Origin of the sequence: Rhizobium sp. NPDC090279, assembly GCF_044769665.1 — a bacterium.
Classification (GTDB): domain Bacteria; phylum Pseudomonadota; class Alphaproteobacteria; order Rhizobiales; family Rhizobiaceae; genus Rhizobium.
Genome location: NZ_JBIVYI010000009.1, coordinates 367,838 through 381,688, shown reverse-complemented (window position 1 = coordinate 381,688; position 13,851 = coordinate 367,838). Strand labels below are relative to the sequence as shown.

Genomic DNA, 13,851 nt, shown 5'->3' with positions numbered 1-13,851 from the left:
TCGCTCATGAACGGCTCATCGGCACCCCCGCCGAGCTGAGCCTTTAACCCCGGAAAATTCCAGCTCCCGCTGGCCCAAATTCGGGGGGCACTTCAAAACCCCGGAAAATTCCAGCTCCCGCTGGCCCAAATTCGGGGGGCACTTCACGACCGAAATATCATCGCTCTATAAAGCTTAGCTTGGGATACTTAGAGCGCTTACTGTGGGCTTTATATAGAGGATTCGAAAAGCGCGATACCCGGTCGGAAGGGTTGCCGGCCCGCCCGGTCGCTTCTTACGGCAAGAACTCGGCCAAATATTGATTGGTTCTTTTCTAATTGGCCACTTCTAGCTCAGGCGAGCAATCGTATCATCGAGGTTGTCGATCGCGAGCTGTTCGCGGGCGATCATGCCGTCGAGATCGATAACCTCGTTCACGGATTTTGTGCCGCCGCCCTGAACCTTCATCGCCAGCAATTCGTTGCGATGGGCGATCTTTTCGCCTCTGATTTTGATAAGCTTCAAGCGAAAATCATCATTCATCTCAAATCCCTCCATTTGGAATGAGTTATCCGCCGTTTCCGGACCGCCACTCGTCTTCCAGGCTCGCTCGCGTCATTCTCAGTCGTGCCCACGTCCGCGATACGCAGTTGGAACGCCGACCTTCTCATGGCATTGCGCGAGAGTTTCCAGCCATGCCGCCAATCCGTCCGGCACTGCGACATTCCCAGCCTCTAATGCCTCCACCCATGACAGGTCGCATTGCAGGGCACTCGCCAGATTGATCGGTGTCCAGCGGATGTGCAAAAGGCATTCGGAAAAGCGTTCTCGGGTCATGCATCCTCCCATCTCAGAAGAAACTTCACGGTGCCAGAGGGCCGCGCGAAGTCAAGTGATCATGGAGACCGGACGGCTCTTGCAGACCAAGACGGGAGAACAGCGGCCAAGCCTAGCCGCCACGGAGCATGAAAACGGTCCTCCGCGAAAAACCAGCTCAGCGTTCTCTAGCGGGTCCGCTTGCGGCCCCTAGGCACACCTCTGCCGCCGACCCTTCATTATGGTGGAAAGGTCTATCAAGGAAAGTCAGGTTAAAAAGGGCATGATATCCACGCCGTCGCCGGGAAAGACGGTCACGTGGGGGTGGTCCTCGAAAAGCCTTGCGGCGGCATCTGCGGTTTCAGCCTCAACCACCAGGTAGCCGCAGAATGGATTGACCGCGTCGGCGACGCCGTTCCTGGTGATGCGCGTCGTCTTTCCCACCATGCCGCCACGATCAAGGATAGATGCAGCGTTTCTTTCCTCCCACGCCGTCCACTGTGCGATGCCGATCGCATCGACAGCATCCTGCTCGGCTTTGGGTCGGCTTCGAAAAGACGCGAGATCTTCGGGCTTCATGGTGTAAACGGCAAGGAAACGGGGCATGAGCCACCTCCATGGTTTTCAATGATTGCCAGCTTACACGTCGCGCGCCTGAAAGCACTCGATGGAATTCCATCGGGGCGCAAACCTTTGCGGATTCGCCAGTTTAAAAACAAAAAACCCAGCCGAAGCTGGGTTCTTTTGGTGCGGTCGAGAAGACTCGAACTTCCACGGGTTGCCCCACAGCGACCTCAACGCTGCGCGTCTACCAATTCCGCCACGACCGCATCGTGGTAGGCGCCGAATTGCTCCGGCGCGGCTGCATGTAGCAAAAGCATTCCGGGGGCACAAGAGCGATATGTCAGTTTTTTTAAATTCCTTCACAGGCCCTTCGATTGCACCCCTGGAATGCGTTGAAACGCCGTAGATGTTTGAATTCGCGCCCGAATAGCGCCATATGTGGACAACCCGTCGGCGCGCAGGATTTCCACACCTGCGGCCAACGGCGCGCAAAGGACTGCCATATGCTTCGCACCGAACTTTCTCATCAAATGTTTGCCGTTCAAGGCACGCCGCCCGTCCGCTGGCGGATCAGGGATGGCCTCGTGCCTTACGAGGAGGCCGTTGCCACCATGGAAGCGGAAGCGGCGGCGATCGCCGAAGGGCAGGCGTCGGAGCTGGTCTGGCTTGTCGAACATCCCCCGCTTTATACCGCGGGCACGAGCGCCAATGCCGCCGATCTCATCGAGCCGGATCGCTTCCCTGTCTTTGCGACCGGACGCGGCGGTGAATATACCTATCACGGGCCGGGCCAGCGCGTTGCCTATGTGATGCTGGACCTGAAGTGTCGGCGGCAGGATATCCGCGCCTTCGTCGGCGCGCTCGAAGAAGTCATCATCCGCACGCTCGAATCGATGAATGTGCGCGGCGAGCGGCGCGAAGATCGTGTCGGCGTCTGGGTCAGGCGCCCCGAAAAGCCTATCCTGCCGGATGGAACCGTGGCCGAGGACAAGATTGCTGCCCTCGGCATTCGTGTGCGCAAATGGGTGACGTTTCACGGTCTCTCGCTGAATGTCGATCCCGATCTTGGGCACTTCACCGGCATCATTCCCTGCGGAATTTCGGCCCACGGCGTCACCAGTCTCGTCGATCTTGGCCTGCCGGTCATGATGACGGATGTCGATATTCGCCTTCGTGAAGCGTTCGAGCAGGTCTTCGGTGAAACGGTCAACGAGGCGTGAGGCCGATCTGTGATCGCCTTCAGATGGTTCTCGTCATCATGCTGAATTTCCACGCTAAACAGGATGGGTCAGGCGACCTGTCCAGTTGACGGCGAGAAACCGCCATCGCTCACGCGGAAGCCTCTTCGGCATCCTCTGCCTCACGCGGTTCCGACCCATCCAGGGCGCAACGCTTGGATTTCTCCAAAAAATCTATTCTGTCTTCTGCCTTGAGAAGATCATGCAGCTTCTGATCGCTGAGTATATTGTCGCGACTATCATGCGAGGTCATGCGGGTAACTCCTTGACCTTCGCAAGCGAAAGCGCATCGGTCGCTCTCAGCCGCCGGCGCCTACGGGTTCGGTGGCCAACGGTAAAGATACGGTACGCCCATTTGGGAGCGGTGGCCAATCATTTAGCGCGATGGTCGATCTTGCCGCGCGCCTCGCTCGCCAAGAGAAATACCCTGGAAGAAGAAATTCCCAAAAGAAAAATGCCCTGGAAGGGAGAGCATCCAGGGCACAGAGAGGGGAACTGCTAGGGGGAAACTAGGGCGATGCGACCGCACTTCAAGGTCTGAAGTTCACGATAGGTTGTATCTCATGCGAATCCGCTCTCATTCCTCGCGAAACAGTGATCGCCGGCGGCCCCTTGATCGCGTCTCGGCGGCTTTTTCCCTCGGCGCGGTGTGATATCGTCACGCTGGAGATGGACTGGAATCCCGATGGTTCCCAGCCATCATGCCGAGGCAAGGCGCCCGCGACATTCCGTTCATCTCACGCCTGGAAATTGCGGAATAGAAACGTTTCGCAACAGATAGAGAAACGGAAGACGCATTCCGAAACTAGAATTCATTCCCAAACAAAAGCTGCCGGATGGAGTAAGGACATGAGAGTCGTTGTTGGCGCAACCCATTATTGGAAGACAGGCTACAAGGCGTTCTTCTTTCTTGCCGTGTCCGCCCTGCCGGTCATGGCACAGACCGCTGATAACAACCAGAATACCCAGAACCCGGCCTCGAGCTTCAGCTACCGGCGCGCGGATCTTGGCAGCGGTTATTCCACCTCGAGCATTCTGAAGATGCCGAACAACTCTTCCTATTTCGTAACATGCAATTGCGACGACCGGACATTGCAGGACATGACGTGCCCGACACAATCTTACGCATGCACCTGCGTTCCGCACGCCTATCTGATGTGCCAATAGGAGCGGCGGGCGGGTGAAATGGTCAAATCGGCTGCACGAATACTGATCGCGATTTGCGCGACGCTGTGCCTGCCATTCGCAGCGTCGGCACAGCAGAACAGCTCGCCGCCCCAGAATGCCGGTTCGAGCTATTCCTTCAGTGTGGGCTCTCGCCCGGCCGATGTCGGCACCGGCTTTTCCATTTATAGCGCGACATCGGCGACCGCCGATCAGCAGTTTCACGTCCAATGCAACTGTCAGGATTTCAGCCTTGCATTGGCAACCTGTCCAGCTCCCCGTTACGAGTGCTACTGCAGCCCGAGCGCATCGCTGACCTGCGAGTAACAGAATCGGCGCGGCCAATGTGCCGGATCGACACCGCGACCGCTTCTACCTCTGGCTGAGTTCATCGCGCCGACGAAGTGCCATCGGAAATTGCCAACCAGGCCAAGCCACTCTTTTTGATGGCTATTTTTGTACAGTTTCCGTTCATGTTCGTCCGCATATGGTGTCTTCTGTCGCCCCCAGATCGCGCGTCGATTGACAATCGATATGGACGATACGATTAATAGTTTCGACATTCGTCATAGAGCGGAGGAAATGCCAATGACAAGTCGTGCCATTCTGTTGATGTCTTTTGCGTCTCTCACAGTTGTAGGCTCGATGGGCCTCGCTTCTTCAGCTTCTGCGCTAACCATGAAAGAGTGCAGCGCCAAATATCAGGCCGCCAAAACCGCTGGTACCTTGAACGGCCAGAAGTGGAACGACTTCCGCACAACGCAGTGCGCCGCTGATGCCAGCGCCACCACGACCACCGCTCCGGCAGCCACTGCGCCGGCTGCTACGACGCCTGCCAAGCCGGCGAAGACGACTGCGGCTGCCAAGGTCGACGCCAGCGAGCCCGACGCCACCAAGCCGCCGGCAGCTGAACCGGCAAAGCCGACGGCCGCTGCCCCGGCCGGCGTAATCTTCCCGGCAAAGGTCGATGCCAAGTATGCCAGCGAGACGCCCGGCAAGGGCCGTTTCCACACTTGCGTCGATGCCTACAATGCCGCCAAGGCCAAGAATGGGCTCGGCGGCCTGAAGTGGATACAGAAGGGCGGCGGCTACTACAGCCTCTGCAATTCCAAGCTCAAGGGCTAATTGCCGAGCTAAGCGAATACAGAGCGGGCGCCTTCGGGCGCCCGTTTTCTTTGCAGACATCAGCCCCGCATTTTCTCCCACTTCTTCACAAGCCGGTCGCGCTTGAGCTTGGAAAGCCGCTGCAGCCAGAAAATGCCGTCCAGTTGGTCGATCTCGTGCTGGATGCAAATGGCCAGAAAGTCATGCGCCTCCATTTCATGCTTCTCGCCTGCAACATCCTGATAGCGAAAGCGGATAGATTTCGGCCTGGCGATCTCCTCCGTCGCTCCCGGCATGGAGACGCTGCCTTCCGTATGCCGCATGGTCTCGACCGACGACCACAGGATCTCCGGATTGATATAGATGCGCACGCCATCCTCGCGGCTAAGTTCGATCACGACGACCCGCTTGAGGATGCCGATATGCGGGCCGGTAATGCCGACACCGGGCGCGGCCCGCATCGTCTCCAGCAGGTCGTTGACGAGCGTTCGAAGCTCATCGTCGAAGATCGTCACCGTGGTACAGGCGGTTCGCAGCAGCGGATCGGGAAAGCGGATGATGGGGCGGGAGGGCACGGCACTCTCTATCGGATGGAAGGACATACGCAAGGGTCAGGATAGGGTCAGAATGGCGGTAATGCCAGGGTCCAGACAGCTGCATGCTGTTTGAGAGCTTTCTCTATTATCAAATTGTTTTATATCGGCTTTAACAAACCTCAAGAGAGGCGGGGATAAGCGTTGGACCTTCAAGCGGGAGCCGCTGCGGCGTTAAGGACGCAATCATTGTATCGAGGCATTTCGTGCTTCCGCCATATCGATTCGGAGCCAAGCCTGGCAGCAGCCACCTAATTTTGCGACCGCATCCGTCGATTTTGGCGGGTATTTCACGCACCCAGACCTTGCGAGCTGATGGTTTGTGCCGCACTGGCGGGCGGGGGACATGCTGCAGACCAGTAAAAATTGACTATTACGTAAAAGTCAATATTATGGTGGCTAGCAGATAGGGGCGGATTCTTGGTCGACGGATACTATAGCATAACGGAGCTCACTCGGGAATTCGGGGTTTCGACCCGGACGCTGAGGTTCTATGAGGACGAAGGCCTCATACATCCCGAGCGCAAGGGGCGTACGCGCCTGTTCCGACCCGCCGACCGGCGCCTCATTGGCGAAATCCTCCGCGGTCGCCGCATCGGCTTCACCATCGCTGAAATCCGCGAGATTATCCAGGTCTACAAGGAGCCGCCTGGCGAGATCGGCCAGCTCAAGCTGCTGATGAAGCGCGTGGACGAGAAACGCGACGAACTGCGCCAGAAGCGCAAGGATATCGAGGATACGCTGAGCGAACTCGACAATGTCGAAGAGGCCTGTCTCGGCCGTCTCGCCGAAATCGGCGTGGGGACGTGATCGCCAACAAGGCCCAGCTCGTCAAAGCCAGCGCCGCGTGCGCCTGCAGTAAAACTCAAATTCGCAGCCGAATCGCGAGAGGAGATGCATCTCCTCGCAGCGGATGACGAGCAATGTCGTCAAGGCGGCTGCGACGGCTGCCATCGCAACGAACCAGAGATTGCCGATCAGCAAGCCGAGCCCTGCCGTCAGCAAGGTGTAGCCGAGATAGGTCGGGTTGCGGGTGAAGCGAAAGGGGCCGGTCGTCACCAGATGGGCGGTGCAACGCTGGGTCAGGACGGTCGTGCGGCGCTCCAGCAGCGTTTTGACCGCCCAGACGTTCAGCGTCACCGAAAAAGCGGTCAGAAGCGCGCCGATGACCCAGGCAACGAGCGCCCAGATGAAGGTCAGGGGCAATGGATACCATCGCTGCAGATAGAGTGCCGCAATGACGGCAAGACTATAGAGCAGCGGCGGCCACGGAAAACTCAGCGACTTCGAACGATAGGCATTCATCGAATAACCCTGTCATTGCGCTTCATCCGTGCATTGTATCGCGATTCGGCTTACGCGTTCATCGCTATCTGCTTTGATCGCCCCGGATTGCAGCGGCTTGAAGAGATTTTGGGCCTGCAACTTATCGAGCGTGCATTGGCAGAAGCTGCGGCACATCGCTTCGCTGCCCGACTGCGTACAGGCGGCCGCGCATTGCCTGATGTAGCCGACCGCCGGGTCCTGCGGCGGTGCCGGAGCGACCAGCGACAGAAGATAGACGAGGCCGAACAGCACCGGCTGGTGAACAAGATAGAAGATCAGGCTGTGGCGACCGGCGCTGGCGATGAGATTGCGGCCGGGGCCGAATTTTGCCAGGCGCTCCAGCCAGCCGAACGATGTCGCCAATTGTGCGACGCCAAGACCGAACAGAAATGGCGTCAGCCATGGGAAGAGCGGCACGTAGTCGTTCGATCGCTGGATGTTTTCCGAAAGCCCGACCCACCAGAGCCACGGCGCGTCGAAAAACGTCGAATGCAGCGACAGAGGCGCAACCACGTTGTCGATGACAATGCCGACGGCGAGCAATGCCGCGATAAGAAGCGTGGCGAATGCGGGCAAACGCAGGAAGACAAGCCCGATGAGGCTCGCCGCGGCGATGCTGTGCAGGATGCCAAAGAATATCCATTCGTCGCGCATGCCGATGAAGGTGACGAGCGAGATGGCCGCGGCCGCGGCGACGATCATGCCCAGTCGTCGCCAATAGGATTTCCAGCGGATCTCGGGCGTGCTTGCAAGTACGAGGCTGAAGCCCGCCAGGAACAGGAAGGTGCTGGCGATGGCGCGGGCATAGAGCTTCAGCCAGCCCGTTTCCGCCGTGCCGGAATCGAGATAGCCGAAGAATTCGAAATCCCAGGTGCAGTGATAGCTCGCCATGGCCAGCAGAGCGACGCCGCGCGCCGTATCCAGAATGCCGATGCGAGACGTCTTTCGTGGGGCATCGACGCTCTCGGCGATCACGGCCATTGCGGGGTCCTTCCAGGCATGAATTCAGATATGCGCGCCGGCTCGAACCGGCGCGGCGTTGTCATGGCACATCGATATCCATGATGGCCAGACGGGCATCGGAAAAAAACTGCCGGCGGATTAGGACGACAATGATGAAGATCGTCGTCGCCATGAAGACATAGGGGCTCAGGAACCAGCCGAGATAGCCGATGGACAGGAAGATCGCCCTGAGGCCGGCGTTGAAATTACGGGCAGCGATGATGTTCATGCGGATGACACGCTCGGCGGCGCGTTCGGCGCGCGCGGGATCGAGAATGGCATCCTCCACCATCGGCAGGGAACCGAAAAGAATGGTGCAGTAGTTGAACAGGCGGTAGGCCCAGCCGAATTTGAAGAAGGCATAGCCAAACAGGCAGGCCAGCCCTGCCACCTTGAGCTCGAAGGCCGCGCGGCCGCCGTTGAGGATGAAGGGCAGGTCGGAGAAAAACGCATTGATCTTGTCGGTGGCGCCAAGCAGCGCAAAGCAGCTGCCGATGGCGAAGATCGACGTCGAGGCGAAGAAGCCCGTGCCGTTCTGCAGGCCGGAGAGAATCTGTGTGTCGATCATCTTCAGGTCGCGGCGCAGCGAATTGTAGATCCATTCGCGGCGGCGTTCGTTCATTGCCAGTGTCAGGCTGGTGCGATTGAAGAAGTGGGCGCTGCTGGTGATCCAGTTCAACGCAACCCAGAGAAAGATGAAGAGGGCGAGGGCGACATAGTCGGCAGTCGTCATAAGGGGAGATTCTCCAGATCAATCCGATGTGGACTGTAGCTCAGCGCGTGCCGCGCGCAATGGCCTTCTGTTTGCTTCCCCGAATGCCTATATGTAATGTCGCTGCCATGAAATCCGATGTCGGCCAATCGCCGTGCAAGCTTGCCCCGATAGCGTAGCCTTGCCAGAAATCGATTTGCCTGGGAGGCACCAAAAGTCCATGTTTCTTTCAGTTTTCGATGTGTTCAAGATCGGTGTGGGACCATCCAGCTCACACACGATGGGGCCGATGTCGGCCGCGAATCGCTTCCTCGACCTCGTGCTTTCGAACGAATGGCCGCGGCCGTCGTCGAATGTTCATGTCGAGTCGATCAAGGTCAGCCTGCATGGCTCGCTTGCTCATACGGGCATCGGCCACGGCACGGGCAGGGCCGTCATTCTCGGTCTGATGGGCCAAAGGCCCGACAGCGTCGACCCCGACCATATGGATAGCATCATCGACGAGGTCGAGCGCAGCGGGCGCATCACGCCACCGGGTCATCCGGCCTATCGGTTCCAGCCCAAGACCGATCTCATCTTTGATAAGAAGGTGCCTTTGCCGGGCCATGCCAACGGCATGAGCTTCTCCGCCTTCGACAAGGACGATCGCCTGCTCGTCAAGCGCATCTATTATTCCGTCGGCGGCGGCTTCGTCGTCACCGACACGGAGCTGGAGCAGATGAAGGCAGACCGCAAGAAGCCGGCTGCGGTTGGCGAGCGCGTTCCGTTCCCCTTCGCCAGCGCCAAGCAGATGCTGGAAATGTCCGAACGTTCCGGCCTCTCGATCGCGCAGATGAAGCGCGCCAATGAAGAAACGCATATGAGCGCCGAGGAGCTGGATGCCGGCCTCGACCGCATCTGGGCCGCGATGAGCAGCTGCATCGATCGCGGCCTCAAGGTCGACGGCATCATGCCGGGCGGGCTGAAGGTGCGCCGGCGCGCGCGCACCATCCATGACAAGCTGCAGGAGGAGTGGCGCAGCAACCGTATCAATCCGCTGCTCGCCAACGACTGGCTGAGCGTCTATGCGATGGCTGTCAACGAGGAGAACGCTGCCGGCGGACGTGTTGTAACGGCGCCGACCAATGGCGCGGCCGGCGTCATCCCGGCGACGATCCGCTACTATCAGCATTTCCACGAGGATTGGGATCAGGACGGCATTCGCAACTATCTGCTGACGGCGGCTGCCGTCGGCGGCATCATCAAGCACAATGCCTCGATTTCCGGCGCAGAAGTCGGCTGTCAGGGCGAGGTGGGTTCGGCGGCCGCAATGGCGGCTGCGGGGCTTGCCGCCGTCATGGGTGCGACGCCCGAGCAGATCGAGAACGCCGCGGAAATCGCGCTGGAGCATCACCTCGGCATGACTTGCGATCCCATCGCCGGTCTTGTCCAGGTGCCGTGCATCGAGCGCAATGCCCTCGGCGCCGTCAAGGCGGTCACCGCAGCCTCGCTTGCGATCAAGGGCGACGGCCAGCATTTCGTGCCACTCGACGCTTGCATCGAAACCATGCGCCAAACGGGCAACGATATGAGCGAGAAATACAAGGAAACCTCGATGGGTGGCCTCGCTGTGAATGTCGTGGAGTGCTGAAGCGGACAGAGCGCGGAGCGCGAGTTCGCGCGAAGATCATTTGCTTATTGGGGTAGTGACGGGGATGCCGGCCACGCGGCTTCCCAGGAGCATGGTTTGCAGTTGCTCAATTTGCGCACTGCTCGGTCCATTATTGGCGTCGCTGACCCTGTGGACCAAAACCATCCCTATGTCCGGAAACACCATGAGATATTGGTTTCCCATGCCGGATGCCCAGTAAAATGGCTTGTCCTTGACGATTTCACCGGCGGCGGCTGTCGGCGGTTGCAATGCATATCGTCCGATCCACCAGCTATAGCCGAAACCCGCGCCGCGCCCGAGATCGGTGTAGGGCACGATGCTTCTGCTGATCCATTCCGCCGGAATGATCTGCCCATCATGCCATCGACCCCCATTCACGAGGAGCACGCCTAAGCGTGCAAGGTCACGCGCGGACATTCGGATCTTGTAGGCGGGGTGAACCGATTGGGAAATCGTCTTGAAATAGAAGTGTTCCGGCCGGAAATCCTGCATCTGGAGCGGAATTGCGATGCGGCGGGAAAAATCCTCGGCGATCGGAACCCCGGTCAATTGCTGGAGAATGACCCCCAGAACATTGAAGCTCCAATTGTTGTAGAACCATTGCTCTCCGGCGGCATGGACGCCCCTGGGCGGAAGGATGGCCGGGTCCTGATCGGCAGCGGCGTGATAGATGCCTGATCTTGACATCAGAAGATCGCCGACTGTCGCCTGCCTTTCCTTCGATGTCAGCGCTGGTTCGCAATCATCGATGCCCAGTTCGGCCAGGGTTGCCGCTAGGTCGATCGTACCGTCGGCTTCATGAATGCCGAACAATGCGCTGAGCAGGCTTTTGCGCATCGAGGCGATACCGGTCACATCGGTAATTCGACCCCAGGAGCTCACAATCGCACCATCCTGCACGATCATGATCGCGGATGATCCAATGGAGTGCGCGTATTGGTAAGCTTTCGCCAAAGCGGTGCCCGACCAGCCGAACTGGTCGGGATCATCTGCTGCCGTCCAATCGTTGGATGGGTAATGCGAAGCTCCGCTCATGATCGCCTCCGGAAGAATCACCTCTTGCTCCGCCGGAGGATATTACCCACTCTGTGGATGTCGTCAGCGAAAAGCTTGACGCTACCAGCCAAAAGGACTTCAACGTCACTATGGCTTTGCATCTCATAAAATTGTGCGTCGGCGCGGATTCGATCGAGGATCTGCGCGAGTGGGTTTCCGAACGGGCGATGAATGCCATTGCCGCCGGGCTGGAGCCGCATACGACCCATACGACGCGGATGGTGCCGAAACGCGTGGAAGAGCTGCTGGATGGCGGCTCGCTCTATTGGGTCATAAAGGGGCAGGTGCAGGCGAGGCAAAAGCTTCTTGGTATCGAGACTTTCACCGATGCGGACGGCATTCAGCGTTGCCGCCTCATCCTCGATCCGAGCGTCGTCGAGACGACGGGGCAGCCGAAGCGGCCGTTTCAGGGCTGGCGCTATTATCCGCAAGACGATGTGCCGCGCGATCTCGACAGCTTGGGTGCTGCCGCCGAATTGCCTGCTGATCTGAGGCGAGAACTTTCCGAACTCGGCTTGCTATAGAGCAGCTTGGAGCGGTTCAACTCCACACGAAGGCCCTGAACCGCTCATTTTCGTTGTCTTTCACAATTGCAGCCGGAAAATCGCTTGGTTCGATTTCCCGAATTGCTTCAGCGCAGACGCATCATGATCGGCGCGCGGCCAGTCGGGGCGGTGATATGCAGATGAATATGAGCTTCAGGCTGCGAGTAGCGCCAGGCACGCGCACCGTGGCAAAGCAGGATGCCGATCAGGTCTTTCGTCTTATTGCGCGAGCGCGAACGGCTGAGACCGAGGTCCGCCAACCGCATCGCCGCCTCATGCAGCGGATGAAGAGCAAAGCCCTTCGGTTTCATCTTGCCCCCGCCGTCGAGCGAGAAACCGGGAAAGTTCTCGTTCATTGCCATTTCAAAACCCCGTACACGTTACAAACTCAGGGCCGGCCCGCTTGACACTCGGAGCCGGAAGATCGGGCTTGATAAAAGGCCCGAGCAATCTTCACATCATGCGGCGCGAAAACATCGGCCGCATTATTCTTATTCCATGCTCGCCCAGCATTTCACGCCGGCTCGCTTGAGCGCCTTGCAGGCATTGAGTGCCTCGCTCTGATCCTCAAAACCGCCGAAACGGGCGCGAAAACCGCCATCGAAGGCGACTGCATAGGGCTTGGCCGAACGCAAAGCCTTGCCGCCTTTGGTTTTCGCCGTGTCGAGCAGGTCGGTTGCGCCATCCTTGCTGGAGGAAATGCCGATCTGGACGACCCAGCCGGTCGGCCCACGCTCAGCCTTTTCGGCCTTTGCAACCTTCTCGGATCTCTCGGCCCGCTGCAGCTTGACGAGTTTCGTATCGCTCTTGGAGGTCGATGCGGTCGTTACGGTATCGACTTCGTCCTCATCGGCGTCATCCGACGCAGCCGCGGACGCGGTTTCATCGTAAGCGGGTCGCTCGGCGGGCTTAGCCGCGAGTAGCGGATTGCCCGACTGCGGCGTTACAGCTGCGAAAGCCGCCGCGCTCGACGGGCGAGAATCGGCGATCTCCGCCGTCTCGTCATTCTTGATCTTCGCGCGGCTAATATCAGCCATGCGCGCGCTGGCCGCCTGAATATTGGGCGCCGCAGACGGCGCTTCGGCGATGACATTCGAAGCAATATGCTTCGTCGATGCCTCGGGCAGATAGGCAGCGATCAGCTTGCGCATCTGATTGTCGCGAGCCGGGGTCGAAGCGCCACCGAGAACGACGCCGACGATGGAGCGGCCGTCGACCTTGACCGATGTTGCGAGATTGTAGCCCGCAGCGCGGGTATAGCCTGTCTTGATGCCGTCGACGCCGCGAACCGCGCCGACCAGATGGTTGTGGCCGGGTATGACGCGATTGCCGAGCCGGAAGCTCGTTTCGGAGAAGAAACCATAATATTGCGGAAAATGTTCGCGCAGGGCGATGCCGAGGCGCGCCTGATCCCGCGCCGTGGTCATCTGCGCGGTATTCGGCAAGCCGTTCGGATTGCGGTAGGTCGTGCGCGTCATGCCAAGCGCGCGCGCCTTGTCGTTCATCATACGGGCAAAGCCCTCTTCCGAACCGCCAAGCATTTCGCCAAGCGCCATTGCGGCATCATTGGCGGATTTGGTGACGATGCCGAGGATAGCCTCGCGAACAGTCACGGAGCGGCCCGTGCCAATCCCCAGCTTCGTCGGCGCTTGGCCCGCGGCATTCTTCGAAAACACGACGGGAGTATCAAGAGTGATGCGTCCGGCCTCAAGCGCCTCGAAGGTCAGGTAGACCGTCATCATCTTGGTCAGCGAGGCGGGATAGTGCAGCGTGTCGGCATTTTCGCTGTAGAGAACATTGCCGGTATTGGCGTCGATGACGATGCCCGCATATTTCGGACCGGCGGCGCTAGCATCGATAACGGTCACGGTGATCGTCGCCGTCGCGATCGAAAGACCAAGAAGCGCTCTCGCCAGAATCCTACCGGTTTGAGACGACGAAACGGGAAGAATGGATCTGGACACTAAATCACTCTCTGCTTGCATTTACATTCTCGATTATTCGGCCGCCGCCTCCATGAACGGCCGTTCCGCTCGACAGTAGAGGCTTAGCGTTACCAATCGGTTTATGATGAACAGTTGGTTTCAGGTTTCTGCGCCAT

17 protein-coding genes and 1 tRNA gene are annotated in these 13,851 nt (G+C 58.9%); 7 read left to right on the top strand and 11 right to left on the bottom strand.

Annotated elements, in window-relative coordinates; all coding sequences use genetic code 11:
* Positions 1–327 precede the first annotated feature (327 nt).
* From ACIQWP_RS23880 to ACIQWP_RS23865, 4 genes are all read right to left on the bottom strand, one after another.
* The gene (locus ACIQWP_RS23880) at positions 328–504 is read right to left on the bottom strand and encodes a hypothetical protein (protein ID WP_402792944.1); all 177 of its coding nucleotides are present in this window, start codon (positions 502–504) and stop codon (positions 328–330) included.
* Positions 505–600: 96 nt separating this feature from the next.
* Positions 601–816 (bottom strand): hypothetical protein, encoded by a 216-nt coding sequence (locus ACIQWP_RS23875; RefSeq protein WP_402792942.1) that lies wholly within the window; start codon positions 814–816, stop codon positions 601–603.
* Between the two features lie 246 nt (positions 817–1,062).
* Positions 1,063–1,401 (bottom strand): hypothetical protein, encoded by a 339-nt coding sequence (locus ACIQWP_RS23870; protein ID WP_402792941.1) that lies wholly within the window; start codon positions 1,399–1,401, stop codon positions 1,063–1,065.
* Between the two features lie 139 nt (positions 1,402–1,540).
* Positions 1,541–1,625: transfer RNA gene (locus ACIQWP_RS23865), tRNA-Leu, on the bottom strand.
* A gap of 237 nt (positions 1,626–1,862) precedes the next feature.
* Between ACIQWP_RS23865 and lipB the strand changes: the two genes are divergently transcribed.
* The 4 genes from lipB to ACIQWP_RS23845 all read left to right on the top strand — a co-directional run bounded on the left by lipB (position 1,863) and on the right by ACIQWP_RS23845 (position 4,886).
* Complete coding sequence (lipB, locus tag ACIQWP_RS23860) at positions 1,863–2,579, top strand: lipoyl(octanoyl) transferase LipB (RefSeq protein WP_402792940.1); 717 nt, start codon at positions 1,863–1,865, stop codon at positions 2,577–2,579.
* Positions 2,580–3,446: 867 nt separating this feature from the next.
* Positions 3,447–3,764, top strand: a complete 318-nt coding sequence (locus ACIQWP_RS23855) for a hypothetical protein (protein ID WP_402792938.1) — start codon at positions 3,447–3,449, stop codon at positions 3,762–3,764.
* An 18-nt stretch (positions 3,765–3,782) separates the two neighbouring features.
* Positions 3,783–4,088: a hypothetical protein gene (locus ACIQWP_RS23850; RefSeq protein WP_402792936.1), complete on the top strand. Its 306-nt coding sequence runs from the start codon at positions 3,783–3,785 to the stop codon at positions 4,086–4,088.
* Between the two features lie 261 nt (positions 4,089–4,349).
* Positions 4,350–4,886, top strand: a complete 537-nt coding sequence (locus ACIQWP_RS23845) for a hypothetical protein (protein ID WP_402792934.1) — start codon at positions 4,350–4,352, stop codon at positions 4,884–4,886.
* A gap of 59 nt (positions 4,887–4,945) precedes the next feature.
* Here the strand turns inward: ACIQWP_RS23845 and ACIQWP_RS23840 are convergent, their stop codons facing one another.
* Entirely contained in the window at positions 4,946–5,440 is a 495-nt protein-coding gene (locus ACIQWP_RS23840; RefSeq protein WP_402792932.1) for a peptide deformylase, read from the bottom strand.
* Between the two features lie 438 nt (positions 5,441–5,878).
* On the opposite strand from ACIQWP_RS23840, the gene ACIQWP_RS23835 reads away from it, so the two are divergent.
* Complete coding sequence (locus ACIQWP_RS23835; protein ID WP_402792930.1) at positions 5,879–6,268, top strand: MerR family DNA-binding transcriptional regulator; 390 nt, start codon at positions 5,879–5,881, stop codon at positions 6,266–6,268.
* A gap of 21 nt (positions 6,269–6,289) precedes the next feature.
* Here ACIQWP_RS23835 and ACIQWP_RS23830 read toward each other — a convergent pair whose 3' ends face one another.
* The 3 genes from ACIQWP_RS23830 to ACIQWP_RS23820 all read right to left on the bottom strand — a co-directional run bounded on the left by ACIQWP_RS23830 (position 6,290) and on the right by ACIQWP_RS23820 (position 8,519).
* Positions 6,290–6,763, bottom strand: a complete 474-nt coding sequence (locus tag ACIQWP_RS23830; RefSeq protein WP_402792928.1) for a methyltransferase family protein — start codon at positions 6,761–6,763, stop codon at positions 6,290–6,292.
* Positions 6,764–6,775: 12 nt separating this feature from the next.
* A complete protein-coding gene (locus tag ACIQWP_RS23825) occupies positions 6,776–7,765 on the bottom strand; it encodes a DUF1624 domain-containing protein (protein WP_402792926.1) in 990 nt (329 codons plus the stop codon).
* A gap of 61 nt (positions 7,766–7,826) precedes the next feature.
* Positions 7,827–8,519 carry a DUF599 domain-containing protein gene (locus ACIQWP_RS23820; protein ID WP_402792924.1) on the bottom strand — a complete coding sequence of 231 codons (693 nt, stop codon included), beginning with the start codon at positions 8,517–8,519 and terminating at the stop codon, positions 7,827–7,829.
* 199 nt (positions 8,520–8,718) lie between these two features.
* Here ACIQWP_RS23820 and ACIQWP_RS23815 point away from each other — a divergent pair, with 199 nt between their 5' ends.
* Positions 8,719–10,128: an L-serine ammonia-lyase gene (locus tag ACIQWP_RS23815; RefSeq protein WP_402792923.1), complete on the top strand. Its 1,410-nt coding sequence runs from the start codon at positions 8,719–8,721 to the stop codon at positions 10,126–10,128.
* A gap of 36 nt (positions 10,129–10,164) precedes the next feature.
* On the opposite strand, the gene ACIQWP_RS23810 is transcribed toward ACIQWP_RS23815, so the two are convergent.
* Positions 10,165–11,184 (bottom strand): serine hydrolase domain-containing protein, encoded by a 1,020-nt coding sequence (locus ACIQWP_RS23810; protein ID WP_402792921.1) that lies wholly within the window; start codon positions 11,182–11,184, stop codon positions 10,165–10,167.
* 110 nt (positions 11,185–11,294) lie between these two features.
* On the opposite strand from ACIQWP_RS23810, the gene ACIQWP_RS23805 reads away from it, so the two are divergent.
* On the top strand, positions 11,295–11,729 hold the full coding sequence (locus ACIQWP_RS23805) for a DUF1489 family protein (RefSeq protein WP_402792965.1): 435 nt from the start codon (positions 11,295–11,297) through the stop codon (positions 11,727–11,729).
* 107 nt (positions 11,730–11,836) lie between these two features.
* Here ACIQWP_RS23805 and ACIQWP_RS23800 read toward each other — a convergent pair whose 3' ends face one another.
* Together ACIQWP_RS23800 and ACIQWP_RS23795 are read right to left on the bottom strand one after the other, a co-directional pair.
* Positions 11,837–12,112 carry a hypothetical protein gene (locus tag ACIQWP_RS23800; protein ID WP_069612243.1) on the bottom strand — a complete coding sequence of 92 codons (276 nt, stop codon included), beginning with the start codon at positions 12,110–12,112 and terminating at the stop codon, positions 11,837–11,839.
* A 129-nt stretch (positions 12,113–12,241) separates the two neighbouring features.
* Positions 12,242–13,735, bottom strand: a complete 1,494-nt coding sequence (locus ACIQWP_RS23795; protein ID WP_402792919.1) for a D-alanyl-D-alanine carboxypeptidase — start codon at positions 13,733–13,735, stop codon at positions 12,242–12,244.
* Between the last annotated feature and the right edge of the window lie 116 nt (positions 13,736–13,851).